Here is a 16128-nt window from a genome sequence, read left to right as displayed (position 1 = left end):
GTTGCCATTTTGGCAATGGTTTATACGAATTAAAGCGATTGTGGCATGTTTGTGACGCTGATATCAACGTCAAAAAGGTCAATCAGGCCGTGTGTGGAACATTAAATTGGGAGTCTCGATGAACGCGTTTTCTATCGAAGCCATCAAATATGCAACGGAAACCCGGCACTACATTCATACAAATCCTGAACTGAAATATGAGGAGCATGGCACTGCCGATCTGGTGGCAAGCCGACTTCGCAGGTTGGGTTATGATGTTGTTACAGGCCTTGCCGAGACGGGTGTTGTCGCCACTCTGGATACTGGTCGTCCCGGCCCAACAATCGCGTTCCGCGCGGATATGGACGCATTACCCATCATCGAGGAAACAGGACTACCCTACGCCTCGAAAATCCATGGGAAGATGCATGCCTGCGGCCATGACGGGCACACGGCCTCGCTGCTTCTGGCCGCCGAAGGACTGGCGGAATCAGCTGACCGGTTTACAGGCCAGCTAAAGCTCATTTTCCAGCCAGCTGAAGAAGGCGGGCTTGGGGCAGCCCGAATGATTGAAGCGGGTGCATTGACGGGCGTGGAAGCCATTTATGGCTATCATAACCGCCCGGGATATCCACTTGGCCGTGTCTTTGCCAAATCCGGCCCAACCATGGGCGGCAGTTCGCTCTATGAAATATCAATTTCCGGCAAAGGCGGACACGCGTCGCGACCCGATCTTGCTGTCGATCCGATCTTCGTGGGAACCGCTGTGGTACAGGGCCTACAAAGCGTGATCTCACGTCGCCTATCGCCGCTCGAATCCGGCGTGGTCACCGTCACACAATTTCACGGTGGAAACAGCCACAACATTATCCCCGTCAACGCCTCGCTGATCATCAACACACGCGACGGATCGCCCGCCGCCTATGCGGTGATCGACAAGGAACTGCGGCTGGTCGTAGCGCAGATCTGCGAAGCGCATAATGCGACAGCCATGATTAGCCAGCAAATGCGTATCCCCGCTGTTGTGAACAATGCGGAGGAGACCGAATTTGTGATTGCCACCGCCATAGATACCGTAGGCGCTGATAAGGCTGGCAGGATCGATACGCTTCCAACCATGGGCGCGGAAGACTTTGCATTCTATCTGGAACGCATACGCGGCTGCTTCTTCTTCGTCGGCAATGGCGAGGACGGCGCCTATCTGCACCACCCGCTTTACGACTACCGCGATGAAATACTTCCCGTGGCGGCGGGAATGTTTACGGCCATAGCAGCCCGACGCCTTGCGCCGCGCTGATTTATTTCTTCCATTCTGATTGAAGGATATTCGCATGCAGCGATTTCTCAGCATTATTGAACGGGCCGGCAATCGCTTGCCCCATCCATTCATTCTCTTTCTCATTCTCTGCGTTGTTGTCGCCATAGTATCCTGGCTGATGGCTATGGGTGGTGCGAGCGGCATCAATCCCAAAACAGGCAAGGAGGTTTTCGTACAAAGCCTCATTTCCGGTGAAGGCCTCGTATTCGCCCTCACCACCATCGCCAAGAACTATGTCATGTTCCCGCCGCTCGGCGTGATCCTCGTCATCATGCTGGCAATCGGCGTTGCCGACCGTGCCGGACTGATCGCCAGCCTGATGCAGATCAGTGTCATGAAAGCACCCCGGCAGTTGACGACATTCGTCATTTTCCTCGTCGGCATGTGCAGCCACGTCGCTTCCGATGCTGCCTATATCGTATTGATCCCGCTCTCAGCGATGATCTTCCAGGCTGTGGGGCGCAACCCGCTCGTCGGCGCTGTAACGGGCTATGTTGCAGTGGGCGCTGGCTACGATGCCAGCTTGCTGATTACGCCGGTTGACGTGATACTTTCAGGAATAACGACAAGCGCCGCTCATACGATCAATCCGCAGGCCTATGTCTCGCCGCTTGACAATTACTACTTCATCGCCTGTTCGGCCGTGCTGCTTTCGCTTGTGGGTACATTCGTCATTGAGCGGATTGTCGAACCGCTGGCTGGTAAATATCACGGCGATGTGGTTCTCAATCTGGAACCTATCGGTGCAACTGAGATGCGCGGCCTGAAGCTGGCAGGCTGGGCAGCACTGGCTTTCGTTATTGTCGTGGTTGCCATTACCTTGCCTGCCGCCTCGCCTCTGCGCAATGAGACAGGGGGGTTGGTACCCTCGCCGCTGCTTGAAGCCATTGTCGCGCTGCTGGCCGTCTTCTTCCTGCTTGTCGGCTGGATATACGGCAAAGCCGTCGGCAAGATAAAGAATGCCCGTGATGCGGTTTCCCTGATGTCAGAAGCGTTGAAGGATCTTGCGCCGACATTGGTGCTGTTCTTCGCAATCTCGCAGTTTCTTGCGTGGTTCAAATGGACGAATCTTGGCGAATGGATCGCGATCAGCGGCTCGCACGTGCTTGATGCCAGCGGTTTTGCCGGTACACCCCTTGTGCTTGCCTTCATCATGCTGGCGACCGTCATGAGCGTTTTCATCACCTCAGGTTCTGCTCAATGGTCGCTGATGGCACCCATATTCGTGCCGATGATGATGCTGGTGGGTCTAGAACCAGCGCTGGTGCAAGCGGCTTTCAGAATATCGGATTCCGCTACCAACGTAATTTCGCCCATGAGCCCGTATTTTGCGGTCTGCCTTGCCTTCCTGCAGCGCTACCAGAAAGATGCTGGCATCGGGACATTGGCCGCGATGACGCTGCCCATATCCATCGGATTCCTGGTTGCCTGGACAGCCTTCCTCGTTTTCTGGATTGAAGTCGGGCTTCCGCTGGCACCGGGCGTTGGTCTGTTCACGAAATAAACGAACCGGAGAGCGGATCGCAATAAACGCTATTCGCTCTCCAGCATTTCCTTGACCGCTGTTGCCAGTTGCTTGAGCGAGAACGGTTTCGGCAGGAAGCCGAATTTCGCATCTTCCGGCAGGTTCTTGGCAAAAGCATCTTCCGCATAGCCGGAAACGAAGATGAACTTGATATCTCCGTAATCCTTGCGCAGTTCACGCAACAAGGTCGGACCATCCATCTCCGGCATGACAACGTCAGACACAACAATGTCGACCTTCCCATCCAGCTCTTTCATGACCTCCAGCGCCTCAACGCCGCTTGACGCTTCATGCACCGTGTAGCCACGGGATTGAAGCGCGCGCAGGCCGCCCATCCGCACGGCGTCTTCATCTTCAACCAGAAGCACGGTTGCAGTGCCGGAAAGGTCGGTTGCCTTTTCGGGCTTCTTTTCTTTCTTCGGCGCTTCGATCTGAATGACTTCGCCTTCGGCATTCAATATTTGCGGCTCGGCACCTTCCACGAAGCGTGGCAGCAGGATGCGGAATGTTGATCCCTTGCCAAGCTCGGATTCGGCATGGATGGAGCCACCAGTCTGCTTGATGATGCCATAGACCATGGAAAGGCCAAGGCCTGTGCCCTTGCCCACTTCCTTGGTGGTGAAGAAAGGCTCGAAGATCTTGGCAATGGTTTCGGGCGTCATGCCTGTGCCGCTATCGACAACCTCGACCACCACATAATCGCCGGGCACGACATCGCGGTAATTAAGGCGGGCCGTTTCCGCCTCACCCATATTGCGGGTGCGGATGATCAAATCGCCGCCTTCAGGCATGGCATCACGCGCATTAACGGTCAGATTGACCACAACCTGCTCAAACTGGCCAAGATCGGCCTTGACCTGCCATAGATCGCGGCCATGCTCGATCCTGAGGTTGACCTGCGTGCCGGCAAGACGCGTCAAGAGCATCCGCACATCGGCAATAACGTCAGTAAGGTTGAGAACCTCCGGGCGCAATGTCTGGCGGCGCGAGAATGCCAGAAGCTGCCGCACCAGAGATGCCGCCCGGTTTGCATTCTGCTTTATATTCATAATGTCGGCAAAGGATGGGTCCGATGCGCGATGATTGGTCAAAAGCAGATCGGACGACATGATGATTGCCGTCAGTACATTGTTGAAATCATGCGCAATGCCGCCTGCAAGCTGCCCGACAGCCTGCATCTTCTGGCTTTGCGCCATGGTGGCTTCAAGCGCTTTCTGCTCGGTGGTTTCAACCACGGAGACAATGGCAGCCTCTTCAGCTCCATCCTCTCCACCGGCATCGAAAACGGGGCTGATGTAGAACCGCAAATGCCGGTCCTCATTGCCCGGAATAACCGTATCGACTGGAGAAATTTCTGCTTTTCCGGCAAAGGCTGAGGCCAATGCACGATCAAACGCCTCGCGGTCACGTTCATGCACCACGGTTTCCAGCGGGATGCGCCGGTCAATATCATCCCGGTCGACCACGGGAGCAAAAAGGCCAAGGAAACGCGCATTGGTGCGCAATATCTTGCCGGTTGAATCGACAGCGGCAATAGCCATAGAGGCGGAATTGAAAAAGCGCGTGAACCTTACTTCCGCAGCACGCAGCGCCGCCGAGGTATCTTCGCCCTCGGCCCGATCAAGGACTATTGTGCGCGTCGGACCACGCTTGCCGTCGCGCTGTGCCTGAACCCGGTGGTAGAAGCGAACGGCAAGACTCTGGCCATTGGCCTTTTCCAGATCAAGATCGATAACGGTATTGCGGCTTGTTCCCGCTTCCGTCTTGACTGCATTTATCAGCGCCATTCCATTGCCGGCTACGATCTCGCGCACGGTCATGGAGCCGGGTGTGAAGCGTGTCAGATCAATGCCCAACCACTCGGCCAACGTCGCATTGATATAGATAATGCGGCCATCGGGATCGGCGGAAAAGAAACCGGCGGGCGCATGATCGAGGTGATCAATGGCCTCCTGAATATCCTGAAAATAGCGCTCCTGCTCGGCGCGCTCGGCGGAAATATCGGAAATCTGCCAGGCATAGACAGGGGCGGTCTGATCGGGAATGCCGGCAACGGCGCGCGCCTTGACGCGGTACCAGGTCGGCACCGGTTCGCGCGATGGATCAAGCGGGCGTGACAGGCGAATCTCTTCCTGTCCGGAAATTCCATCACGCAAGCCATTGGCAAGGCGGTAAATCGGATCGGATGCAGCTGGCTCACCGGAAAGAATATGTTCGATCGGGCGCACATCATCCGAACTCGTTACGCCCGTCATCTCGGCATAGGCACGATTGGCATAAACAATACGCCCCTTCTGGTCGCAGACGACCGTACCTTCCGGGTAAGTATCGACAAAGGCGCGGGTCAGCTCATCACTCGTGCCGCGTGGCGTAAACTGAATGACATTAATGGCCGAGCCAAACAGGTAGAAAACGCCGGTCATGGCAAGCAAACCAAGCAGGCCAAGCAGGAATTGCTGGCCGAGCTGGTCGCGATAGATGAAATAGAGGACGGAAATCCCGACCAGCACGATACCCAGCAGGATCAGGCGCAAGCCTGCCCTGTTCGATTTCGTGTTGGCGATGATCGGTTCCGGATAAAGATCGCTATTCGTTTCTCGAGACATATGTCTACTATTCGCTTCTTGAGACATATGTCTCAGGCCCCTTTTTCATCGCCCAACCAGCATGCTGCCGTTTGGCCTGCTGCTTGTGTCATACTTCTCGAATCGGTTGGATCATATCTTTCACCGGCGTTAAACCCTATCCTTTATCGGATAAGCTTTATTCCACGCCTTATAGGGTAAAACTGTTTTAAAATCATCAGGGTTGCGACTGTGAAGTCCACTCTGTAGTGTCACGCGAAATTATGCTGCGAAGCCCGTGTCGGGGAACAAGTTTTCGGGCTTGGTGGAATATTATTGAGGAGAGTTTGTCATGAATGCATGGCTTGCCACTATCGTCGGCGATACTGCCGCCCCCATTGTGGGATTCATTCTTCTGTTTGCACTGGTCATTGCGCTGCTCTTGCTTGTGTTTGCCGTGTTGCGGCGGGTAACAGGCGGCACGTTCGTGGCGGGTGGGCGCAACCGGCAGGTTCGGCTCTCGGTGACCGATGCCGCTGCTGTCGACAACCGCCGGCGGCTTGTGCTCGTGCGGCGCGATGATGTCGAGCATCTGATCCTCATCGGTGGGCCCAGCGATATCGTCATCGAGCAGAACATCCGGCAATTTGCCAAACAGTCCTCGCGTATCGAACCTGCGGCAACCACTTCCCCCGAGCCTGAGCCAAAAACAGAGCGCAAACCCGTCGAGCCGCCGCGCGCCGAGCCGGTTTCTCCGGCACCACAAGCAACCGCGCCAGTGACACGGCCGGCACCACCCTTGCAACAGGCGCCGCAAGTACCGCTGCGCACGCCAACGCCAACGCCAACGCCAGCGCCACAGCCGACGCCGCCTCGCGATGTCAGGCCGCCTGAGCCGCGCCAGCAGCCAGCGACGGCGCCTTTGCCTCCTATCCCGCCAATGGCACCCATTCCGCCCATTACAGCAACGCCTGAGCCTACACGGCCACTGCCCTATATGCCTCCGACGGTCGCTGCGGCAGCAGCAATTGCAGCAGAAGCGGCTCCCACCATTACAGTGCCAGTGCGTGACGCCAGCAATGGCTGGGAACGCACCGCTTCGCCGTCTTTTGGCAGCGAAAGCAAGGCTGAGCCCGTGGTGGATGCACCGGAGCCGCCAATTGACGCGCCGGAAGCCGTCAGGCAGTTTTCCGGCGAACAAAGAGCCAGCACAGCCGCGGCATTCCCGTTTGCCGCCCGCAATGAAGCGGTCTACCGCGAGCCTTCACTCGACAATATCGAGCCTGAGGAGACTTCCGAGCCGGAGATCACGCTAAGCGACGCTGATTTTTCGGACGCTTTCGATCCGGAATTGGCGAGCGAACTCAATATCGCCCCCGGTGAAGAGATCGACAGGGAAGAGCAACCGAAAAAGGCTGACGATATCGAGGATGAGATGGAACGCCTGCTCGGCGATCTGTCGCGGCCGGATCGTTAGAGGAGTACGGACCGATTGCATAAGAGCATCTGCGTGGTTCGAACCACGCAGAAATATATCCGCAAAAATAAAAAAGCCCGGTTTCCCGGGCTTCCTTTTTAAAACTTAAGCTCAATCGTCGCGGTAGACTTTCTCGCGTCGCTCGTGACGTTCCTGAGCTTCGATGGACAATGTTGCGATTGGGCGTGCATCAAGCCGTTTGAGGCTGATGGGATCGCCTGTTTCTTCGCAGAAGCCATATGTTCCATCATCGATGCGCTGCAAGGCTGCATCAATCTTTGAAATCAGCTTGCGCTGACGATCACGAGCCCGAAGCTCGATGGAGCGGTCTGTTTCTGAAGAAGCACGATCAGCAATGTCCGGCAGATTTGCATTTTCCTGCTGTAGGATTTCGAGCGTTTCGCGGGCTTCCCGCAAAATGTCGTTCTTCCAGTCAATCAGTTTTTCACGAAAGTAGGATTTCTGCCGATCACTCATGAAGGGCTCGTCATCCGTGGGCTTATAGTCAAGATCGATAAGTTTATTCATCATTGAATCACCCTGCACCTTTTAGACGCGAGGAGGCCTATATAGGTCGTGTCCGATGAGCGCACAACTACAAAAAGACATAGTAAATCAATAAAGAAGCAGGGCGAAATCGCTTAAAATAGTGGCATTTAAGCCGGATAAATGGAATTTTCGCGACGTCAGAGCAGGGAAACAAGGCCAAAACTTGGCATTTCTCACCCTCAGAGCTCTACTTGCGGTTGCGCTTTGCCTCGCAAAATTGCACCTCGCACAGAATATTCGCAGGCAGGTTTTGCACACTTATTTGAGAAATGGTGCATTTGCCGCATGATCCAAAGCGGATATTTGCGTCAAAGAGTGAAGCATGGCACCTTTCCAGCCTGTTCCAGAACGGAGATAAGTAAATGAGTCTCGTCTACCTTCTCCGTCATGCCAAGGCGGTCTGGCCAACACCGAGTCAGAAGGATTTTGACCGTACGCTGGACAAGGATGGCACGGAAGCGGCCAAAATCCTCGGGCTGGAGATGAAGCGAGCACAACTGAAACCGGATGTCGTGCTGTGTTCAACTGCAATCCGCGCCCGCCAGACGCTGGAATATGTAGGGTTGGAGCCACCCTTTATATTACAGGAACTCGAAAAACTATATTCCGGCGGTCCAGACACCTATCTGATGGCCATTCGCATGGCCGGTCTGGAGCATGAGGGCAGCCAATCGGTTATGCTGGTGGGCCATAACCCCATGATGGAGGAAGTGGCCATGGCACTGTCTGGTCGTGGCGATCCCCCTACGCACCCGACATTTGTCTCCGGATTTCCCACAGCCGGTCTTGCGGTGATCGAGTTTGAGGAACCCTTGGCGGAAATTCGTCCCGGCAAAGGAACGCTGCGGGAGTTCTTTTCACCCTCGGAGCATTTGTGAGATTCGGATTGCACACACTTTGTGCGTGGTTCGCACAACAATCCTGCAAAACAACGTACCTTGAGTTTGACACAAGCAGCCCCCAAATGGGTCGCAGAAGAACGCCGCAATAGGATTGTCGATTGGGAACATTCACCACAGGACTGACGAGTTGGGCCGACGAGGCAAGAATTGCGCTGGATACGCTGACCGAGCGTACAACTTCCTTAGCCTCCCCCTCCGTCCGCATCGGCGTGACAGGGCTTTCCCGCGCAGGCAAAACAGTCTTCATCACCGCGCTCGTGCACAATCTGATCCATGGCGGGCGCTTGCCGCTGTTTGAAGCGCAGAAATCCGGCCGGATTGCCAAAGCCTATCTGGAGCAGCAACCGGATGATGCCGTTCCACGATTTCAATATGAAGACCATCTGAAAGCATTGATCGAGGACCGTATCTGGCCGGATTCCACCCGGGCGATCTCCGAATTGCGCCTGACAATCGAGTATGAATCCGCATCCGCATGGGGACGCATGTTTTCCGGCGGCAAGCTTTCTGTCGATATTGTCGATTACCCCGGTGAATGGCTGCTCGATCTGCCACTACTCGGCAAGAATTATAATGAGTTCTCGCAGGATTCATTCGAATTGGCGCAGCTGGAAAGCAGGCGTGATCTGGCTGAAGATTGGCTCAAAGCCGCAGCGTCAGCAAATGCATCTGCCGATGCCGATGAAATGACAGCGCAGAGACTAGCAAAAAGCTTTACCGCCTATCTGAAGGCGGGAAAGGCCGATGAAAGGGCACTCTCCACGCTGCCTCCGGGCCGTTTCCTGATGCCCGGAGATCTGGAAGGCTCACCCGCCCTGACATTCGCGCCCTTACCCGGATTGGGACAGGAAAAACACAAGTCCGGCTCGCTCGGCGCCATGATGGAAAGGCGCTACGAAGCCTATAAGACGCACGTGGTAAAGCCGTTCTTCCGCGAGCATATTGCGCGGCTGGACCGGCAAATCGTTCTGGTGGATGCCATGCAGGCGATGAATGCCGGTCCCTCCGCTGTTGCCGATCTTGAACGGGCATTGACGGAAATCCTTTCCTGTTTTCGTCCCGGCAGCACGAATTTTCTGACCGGGCTCGTACAGCGGCGCATCAGCCGCATTCTTGTTGCAGCAACAAAGGCAGATCATTTGCACCATGAGAGCCATGACCGGTTGCAGGCCATCGTACGCCGCCTTGTCGATCGCGCGATAAGCCGCGCTGATTTCACCAGCGCTAGCGTCGAAGTGTTGGCGATGGCCGCTGTGCGAACAACCCGCGAAGCAACCGTCACCCAAGGCAAAGACATATTGCCGGTCATCGTCGGGACACCACTGAAAGGCGAGACAATAGACGGCGAGAAATTCGACGGAAAAACCGAAACAGCCATATTTCCCGGTGACTTACCGGAAAAACCGGATTCAATATTTGAAGAACCGGAATCAGTATCTGAAGATCCTTCTATCCGCTTTGTCCGTTTCCGCCCTCCCAAACTGGAGAAAACGGCAGAAGGCGTTACGCTTTCACTGCCGCACATAAGGCTGGATCGGGCCATACAATTCCTCATTGGAGATCGCCTCGCATGAGTGAAAAACGCAAGCCAGCTTCGTTTCGCATGGACCAGCCGGAGGAAGAAAAAGCCTCTGCAAAGGCTGTCGAGGCAGCACCAGCGGCACAGCGCAGGCCAACAGCGATCAAGGATATTGCTGTTGTAACGCCCGCCGCGGTCGATGTGTTTGACCTTGATCCTGAAGCTGCCAATGAGCTGGACGCCCTGATCTCGCCGCCAGCTCTGGCGAATAGAAAGAAGTTTTCATTCGCCACAGTCTTTACCGGCGCAATTGGGGTGCTTGCATCGTTGGCGTTGGGCCTTTGGGCCGACAATCTTATCCGCACGCTTTTTGAACGTGCGCCATGGCTGGGCTGGGTGGCGCTTGGGGTCACGATACTCGGTGCCTTGGCGCTAATCGCTATTATTGTGCGCGAAACACTGGCCTTGCGCCGCCTCGCCTCAGTGCAGCATTTGCGTGACGAGGCAGCCAAGGCCGCCAGCGAAAATGATCCGGTACAGGCAAAGGCTGCTGTGGCCAAGCTCGTCAGCATTGCCGAAACCCTGCCCGCCACCGCCAAGGGCCGCGCGCTTCTGCACGACTTGCGTGATGATGTCATCGATGGACGCGATTTGATACGCCTGACGGAAACCGAATTGCTGCGCCCGCTTGACCGGCAGGCGCGCGAAATGATCCTTGCCGCGTCCAAGCGCGTTTCGATTGTCACGGCGGTCAGCCCCCGCGCGCTGGTTGATATTGGCTATGTCATTTTCGAATCAGCGCGGCTTATCCGGCGGCTATCTGAACTCTATGGAGGCAGGCCGGGAACGCTTGGCTTCCTTAAGCTCACGCGCAATGTCATCGCCCACCTTGCCGTGACAGGAACAGTGGCAATGGGCGACAGCATCATTCAGCAACTGGTCGGCCATGGTCTTGCCGCCCGGCTTTCAGCCCGGCTTGGCGAAGGTGTGATCAATGGCTTGATGACGGCTCGCATCGGCATTTCAGCGATGGATCTGGTGCGGCCCTTCCCATTCAACGCTGAAAAGCGACCGGGAATTGGTGATTTCATCGGCGATCTGGCAAGGATCGGCGGTGTTAAAAAGCCCTGACCGGGCAATAGAAGCATTTCATATCCCCAAGTTTTATGGCATTGGCAACCATCTGTTAACCATTCCAACCCATGATTGGTTCGAAGCAGCCATTCCAATGATTAGAGTTTGAGTCCGTGTCGATGAAAACAAGCGCAGCAGTCGCCGCCCTGTCCCTTTTCGCCTGCGCGCTATTGGCGCTGCCGGCGCAAGCTAAGGATAAAGATGCGGAATTCTTCGAGAATGTCCAAGGCCAGTGGGTTGGCCCCGGAGAAATCGTGGCGGGCAAATATAAGGGTACAAAATTTACCTGCACGCTGGAAGGTTCCACACCGGCCGCCGCAACAGGCATGACGCTGGATGGCAACTGCCGTGTCGGTATTTTCAATCAACCGATGAAGGCAACGATCGCCCGCAGCGGCAATAGCTACAAGGGCACCTTCCTAGACGGTTCGGCTGGCAAGGGTCTCGACATTACCGGCGGCAATGTCTCAGGCAATCGGGTTGTTCTTGCAATCAACCGCAGACAGCTCAGCGGTGCCATGCAGGCGAAATTCAACAATGATAACAGCATGAATGTAACGATTTCCGTTCATCTGGAAGACCAGTTGATTCCTGTCGTCGGCATGTCCTTGAAGCGCGTTGATACAACTGCCGTGGGCAGCGTCGCTAAGAACTGATTGTATATATGTCCTGCTTGGTTCGAAAAGCTCACCATGTCGAACCACGCACCTGTTCTGCTATTGAACGGACCACCAGCCCGCATCATCGCGGGCTTTTGTCATTCCGGTACTATCTGCCAGCGCCGCCCAATGCAAAACGCTCATTCCCTCAATCTTCAGATCGGGGGCGATATCACCAAGCGGCACGAGCACGAATGCGCGTTCCGTCATGCGCGGATGCGGCAGAATAAGGCTTGAGCTTTCAAAGCGATCAATCCCCTCATAGGCCAGCACATCAATATCGATAATGCGCGGGCCCCAGCGCTCCAGCCGTTCGCGTTTCATTACCAGTTCAATATTGAGACAGACCGCCAGCAGGGATTCCGGTTCGAGCTCAGTCGCAAGCTCCGCGCAGGCATTGTAGAAAGAAGGCTGATCGCGCTTGCCCCATGGCGGCGTATTATAGACCGGCGACACGATGTTGACCGAGGTATCAGCCCGGCTATCCAGCGCGCGCAGAGCCTGCCCCATGGCCACGATCGGATCGCCAAGATTGCCGCCAAGACCGAGCCAGGCTTTACGCAAGATAGTCATGGGCGCTTGCCGCGATTATCCAGCATTGCATCGGCGAGGTTGAGCGTGCTGCGGCTCATGGCAATATCATGCACACGGAAAATATCGGCTCCGGCAAGCCGTAAAATAGCCGATGATGCAGCTGTCACCACGTCTCTTTCATTGGCTTCACCACCGGAAACGGCGCCGAGAAATCGCTTACGCGACGTGCCCGCAAGGAATGGGTAGCCGAAGGCGGCAAGTTCTGAAAAGCGATCCATCAACGCAATATTCTCATCGGTATCCTTGGCGAAACCAAATCCGGGATCAAGCACGATCTGGCTATCCGATACGCCGGCAAGCCGTGCGATTTCCAGCGACCGATTGAGAAAGGCAAACTGATCGGCGATCACGTCCGGATCGCGTTCACGCTCGCGGCCTGTATGCATGATGACAAGCCCCGCGCCGGTGCGCGCAGCAAGATCAGCAATGGCGGGCTCCCGCTGTACCCCCCATACATCATTGACTATATGGGCTCCAGCCTCCACGGCAAGCCGCGCCGTTTCCTCGCGATATGTGTCAACCGAGATAATTATATCGCCCTGCTTCGCCAAAGCGTCGATGACCGGTAAAATTCGTGATTGCTCTACCGAAGGTTCAACCCGCGCTGCGCCTGGCCGTGTGGATTCGCCGCCCACATCAATGATCGATGCCCCATCTTCGATCATCTTGCGCGCGCCCTGCAAAGCTTGATCCAGCGAATAATGGACACCGGCATCGGAAAACGAATCGGGCGTCACATTGAGCACGCCCATAATCAATGCGCGTGGCCCCAAGGTCAAAGACCGGCCATGTGCCAGTTGCCATTCCCGATCCATTCCTACGCTCCCATTGATTATTCGCTGTCTGGTTTTTTATCACATTGCGCGGAACGTCAATTCATCTGCAAGGTTTTTGACGATACTGTTTGAATGATGCACACTGGCCAAAGAAAAGGAAAAGCTGAATGCATATTTTGGCCAGATTAGCCGCCGGCTCGATTGCGGTCGCTATTGCCTCCAGTTTCGTTGCTCCCGCCAACGCGGCAACCGTCCTGCGAAAATACCAGTATTTCACATTGAATGCGGATAATGCAGCCGAACTCGACAAGGAGTTGAGCCGCAGGGGACCAGTATTGGCGAAGACCGGTACACGGCATCCCGGCATGACGCGGATGCGCTTTGACAGCAAGGTGAAGTTTGGCTCCAATGGCAAGAACTGCCAGGTCGTCAACGCGGATATCACCGTGCGCGCAACTGTTTACCTGCCCCGCTGGAAACAGCGCCGCAGCGCAAAGCGGGATCTCGCGCTTGTGTGGGACACACTTTCGGCGGATATCAAGCGGCATGAGGAAAGCCATATCGTCATTGCGCGCACCGCAGCTGGCGATATGGAGCGTCAGGTCAAAGCCCTGCCCTGGCGTAGCGATTGTATGAAGTTGAAAGCCGATATTGACGCGCTGACGGCAAAACTGCTCAAGAAACATGATGCAGATCAGGTGCGTTTCGACCGCATTGAAACAGTCAATTTCGAGACACGCTTCGAGCGCCTGTTGGCTTACCGCATGGTGAAGGAACTGTCTAAGCCTTGAGAAGGTAGTGCGCCGCCATCAATAAAGTACAAACATCTCCGTCATCCTCGGGCTTGAAGCGGGGATTTATCAGTCAATTTTGTTGTGTAGCGCAACTCCGGGTCCTCGGGTCAAGCCCGAGGATGACGGAGAGTTTTGTGTTCAATAGTAAACTACCCCCTCAGTTCACCCCAAGTTTTTTCTGCAAACTGGTTGATGAGGTTGTGTATTGAAACACAACGCGCTCGCCGGGATTGACGATGCGCTTTGCCGCCTGGGTCATCAATGCAGCTTCGTGGAAGCCCGACAGGATCAGCTTGAGCTTGCCCGGATACCAGTTGATGTCGCCAATGGCGAAAATGCCGGGTTCTGATGTTTCAAAAGTCTCGACATTCACCGAAATAAGATTTTCATGCAGGTTCAGGCCCCAATCGGCAATCGGGCCCAGTTTCATGGTCAGGCCGAAGAATGGCAGGAGGCGCGTCACAGGAATCTCGACCTCGCCTTCTGCCGCCTTGATGACAGCGTGGGTCAGTTCGCCATTATCGCCTTTGAGGCCAGACACTTGTCCCAGCTCAAAACGAACGCTGCCGCTTTCCACCAGTTCAAACATTTTCTTGACGCTATCGGGCGCAGCGCGGAATTCTGCGCGCCGGTGCACCACGGTCAGGCTACGGGCAATCGGCTGCAAGTTGAGCGCCCAATCCAGCGCACTGTCACCGCCCCCCACAATAAGAACATCCTGATCGCGGAATTCTTCCATGCGGCGCACGGAATAAAACACGCTCTTGCCTTCATAGGCCTCGATACCGGGAACCGGCGGGCGCTTGGGCTGGAAAGATCCGCCACCGGCTGCAATAACGACCACCTTGGCTTCGAACACTTCAGCATCATCCGTCTCGACGCGGAATGTTCCTTCTTCGAGACGTTCAAGTCCCGTCACCATGCGATTGAAATGGAATTGGGGTGAAAACGGCTTGATCTGCTCCATCAGCTTTTCAGTCAGCTCATTGCCGCTGATGATGGGCCATGCCGGAATATCGTAGATCGGCTTTTCCGGATAAAGCTCTGCACACTGGCCGCCGGGGCGATCAAGAATATCGATGAGATGGCATTTCAGATCGTAAAGGCCAAGTTCAAACACCGCAAACAGGCCGACGGGCCCTGCGCCAATGATGACAACATCGGTTTTGATAATCTCGCTCATCGCAAATTCCTCATGCCGGACGGTCTGCATGCCGTGCAGATAGAAAAAGGGTAATGGCTGGCGTGTTCAAGACACACGGGCTGCCATGCGCGTAACGATTGCTTGTCCCAAGGTCAAGACAATGCCGCCGCTCAAGCTATGAAAAGCCGTTCTGCGGTTTGATTCTAATGGGTCAATGAGAAAATATCAGCCTGTGAGCTGCAATTATCGTCCTATGAGTGGCAATTCTATTGTGCGTGGTTCGACAGGGCTCAGCATGAGGAAGGTGAGTTGGCTGCAGGCAGGTCACCGTGCCCGGCGCCATCTATTGCAAATACACCAACATTCCTCATCCTGAGCTTGTCGAAGGGCGCACGACAGAACTGCAATAAATATCAGGACTGACGTTCCGGAACGTGCACCACGAGGCCATCCAGTTCATCAGAAACGTGGATCTGGCAGGAAAGCCTTGAATTGGGACGCACATCATAGGCGAAATCGAGCATGTCTTCTTCCATGGCCTCGGGTTCGCCAGTAGCAGCCTTCCATTCTTCATCCACATAGACATGACAGGTGGCGCAAGCGCAGGCGCCGCCACATTCCGCATCAATACCCGGAACAGCAAAGCGAATGGCACTTTCCATAACGGTAGAGCCGTTTTCGGCGTCCGCCTCGATGCGTTCGCCACCATGAGTGACAAAGGTGATTTTCGCCATGAATTAAGGCCCCAGTGATCAAGTTACCGCTGACATAGGGCTTTAAAGGCGTAAGTCAATTGTACTCCCTGACGCAGCGCAAACTTCAGCGCGTTATTGCCGCTATGTAATCGCGCGCATCATCAATGGCAGGGCGAAGGTCCCTGACCAGTTTCGAATCGGCTGGAGCCTGCTCGACCGCCTCTGCCAGTTCGGCCACGCGAAATGCGCCAATTGCATTGGCCGAACCCTTGAGCGAGCGGGCAAGCCGGACGCGATCATCAGGATTTGCGTGGATAAGTCTGTCCACGATGCCGCAGGTCTGACGGGAAAACAGGTTGAGGATTTCGGTTTCGAGAGCGCGGTTGCCGAATGTTTCACGGGTAAGGTGAACAAGATCAATCGGGCGCTTTCGCGCTGGCTTCGATCGCTCGCCACCTGGCGAAGCAAATGCCATCGATGCCTGTTGGGCCATGGGATA

Annotated in this window: 15 protein-coding genes; 8 read left to right on the top strand and 7 right to left on the bottom strand. The window is 55.4% G+C overall.

What is annotated here, in order from left to right; translation table 11 throughout:
- The first annotated feature begins 118 nt into the window (after positions 1-118).
- Both V9K92_RS18690 and V9K92_RS18685 read left to right on the top strand, forming a co-directional pair.
- Complete coding sequence (locus tag V9K92_RS18690) at positions 119-1276, top strand: M20 metallopeptidase family protein (RefSeq protein WP_337354638.1); 1158 nt, start codon at positions 119-121, stop codon at positions 1274-1276.
- Positions 1277-1310: 34 nt separating this feature from the next.
- Entirely contained in the window at positions 1311-2801 is a 1491-nt protein-coding gene (locus V9K92_RS18685; protein WP_337354637.1) for an AbgT family transporter, read from the top strand.
- A 29-nt stretch (positions 2802-2830) separates the two neighbouring features.
- Here the strand turns inward: V9K92_RS18685 and cckA are convergent, their stop codons facing one another.
- Positions 2831-5428 (bottom strand): cell cycle histidine kinase CckA, encoded by a 2598-nt coding sequence (cckA, locus tag V9K92_RS18680; RefSeq protein WP_115052774.1) that lies wholly within the window; start codon positions 5426-5428, stop codon positions 2831-2833.
- A gap of 310 nt (positions 5429-5738) precedes the next feature.
- Here cckA and V9K92_RS18675 point away from each other — a divergent pair, with 310 nt between their 5' ends.
- Positions 5739-6863 carry a hypothetical protein gene (locus tag V9K92_RS18675; RefSeq protein WP_337354636.1) on the top strand — a complete coding sequence of 375 codons (1125 nt, stop codon included), beginning with the start codon at positions 5739-5741 and terminating at the stop codon, positions 6861-6863.
- 111 nt (positions 6864-6974) lie between these two features.
- On the opposite strand, the gene dksA is transcribed toward V9K92_RS18675, so the two are convergent.
- Positions 6975-7391 (bottom strand): RNA polymerase-binding protein DksA, encoded by a 417-nt coding sequence (gene dksA / locus V9K92_RS18670; RefSeq protein ID WP_040854267.1) that lies wholly within the window; start codon positions 7389-7391, stop codon positions 6975-6977.
- Positions 7392-7774: 383 nt separating this feature from the next.
- On the opposite strand from dksA, the gene V9K92_RS18665 reads away from it, so the two are divergent.
- The 4 genes from V9K92_RS18665 (at position 7775) to V9K92_RS18650 (ending at position 11623) form a co-directional block, all read left to right on the top strand.
- On the top strand, positions 7775-8290 hold the full coding sequence (locus tag V9K92_RS18665; RefSeq protein ID WP_307285650.1) for a SixA phosphatase family protein: 516 nt from the start codon (positions 7775-7777) through the stop codon (positions 8288-8290).
- 122 nt (positions 8291-8412) lie between these two features.
- The gene (locus tag V9K92_RS18660; protein ID WP_337354635.1) at positions 8413-9888 is read left to right on the top strand and encodes a YcjX family protein; all 1476 of its coding nucleotides are present in this window, start codon (positions 8413-8415) and stop codon (positions 9886-9888) included.
- On the top strand, positions 9885-10964 hold the full coding sequence (locus tag V9K92_RS18655) for a YcjF family protein (protein ID WP_337354634.1): 1080 nt from the start codon (positions 9885-9887) through the stop codon (positions 10962-10964). Before V9K92_RS18660 ends, V9K92_RS18655 begins: the two co-directional genes overlap by 4 nt.
- A gap of 122 nt (positions 10965-11086) precedes the next feature.
- On the top strand, positions 11087-11623 hold the full coding sequence (locus tag V9K92_RS18650) for a hypothetical protein (RefSeq protein ID WP_115052770.1): 537 nt from the start codon (positions 11087-11089) through the stop codon (positions 11621-11623).
- Between the two features lie 60 nt (positions 11624-11683).
- Here V9K92_RS18650 and folK read toward each other — a convergent pair whose 3' ends face one another.
- Positions 11684-12199, bottom strand: coding sequence for a 2-amino-4-hydroxy-6-hydroxymethyldihydropteridine diphosphokinase (gene folK / locus V9K92_RS18645; RefSeq protein WP_337354633.1), 516 nt, complete (start codon positions 12197-12199; stop codon positions 11684-11686).
- Positions 12196-13035 carry a dihydropteroate synthase gene (gene folP, locus V9K92_RS18640; RefSeq protein ID WP_336439905.1) on the bottom strand — a complete coding sequence of 280 codons (840 nt, stop codon included), beginning with the start codon at positions 13033-13035 and terminating at the stop codon, positions 12196-12198. The genes folK and folP overlap by 4 nt, the downstream gene beginning before the upstream one ends.
- Before the next feature lie 128 nt (positions 13036-13163).
- On the opposite strand from folP, the gene V9K92_RS18635 reads away from it, so the two are divergent.
- A complete protein-coding gene (locus tag V9K92_RS18635; protein ID WP_337354632.1) occupies positions 13164-13787 on the top strand; it encodes a DUF922 domain-containing Zn-dependent protease in 624 nt (207 codons plus the stop codon).
- 160 nt (positions 13788-13947) lie between these two features.
- Here V9K92_RS18635 and V9K92_RS18630 read toward each other — a convergent pair whose 3' ends face one another.
- The 3 genes from V9K92_RS18630 to V9K92_RS18620 form a co-directional block, all read right to left on the bottom strand.
- Positions 13948-14973: an NAD(P)/FAD-dependent oxidoreductase gene (locus tag V9K92_RS18630; RefSeq protein ID WP_337354631.1), complete on the bottom strand. Its 1026-nt coding sequence runs from the start codon at positions 14971-14973 to the stop codon at positions 13948-13950.
- A 374-nt stretch (positions 14974-15347) separates the two neighbouring features.
- Positions 15348-15668, bottom strand: coding sequence for a 2Fe-2S iron-sulfur cluster-binding protein (locus V9K92_RS18625; RefSeq protein ID WP_115052766.1), 321 nt, complete (start codon positions 15666-15668; stop codon positions 15348-15350).
- A gap of 85 nt (positions 15669-15753) precedes the next feature.
- A complete protein-coding gene (locus V9K92_RS18620) occupies positions 15754-16122 on the bottom strand; it encodes an Hpt domain-containing protein (protein ID WP_115052765.1) in 369 nt (122 codons plus the stop codon).
- Between the last annotated feature and the right edge of the window lie 6 nt (positions 16123-16128).

Origin of the sequence: Phyllobacterium sp. CCNWLW109 (assembly GCF_037203905.1) — a bacterium.
Taxonomy (GTDB): Bacteria; Pseudomonadota; Alphaproteobacteria; order Rhizobiales; family Rhizobiaceae; genus Phyllobacterium; species Phyllobacterium ifriqiyense.
Note: the sequence above shows the minus strand (reverse complement) of the source record. Positions and strands in the feature narration are given on the sequence as shown.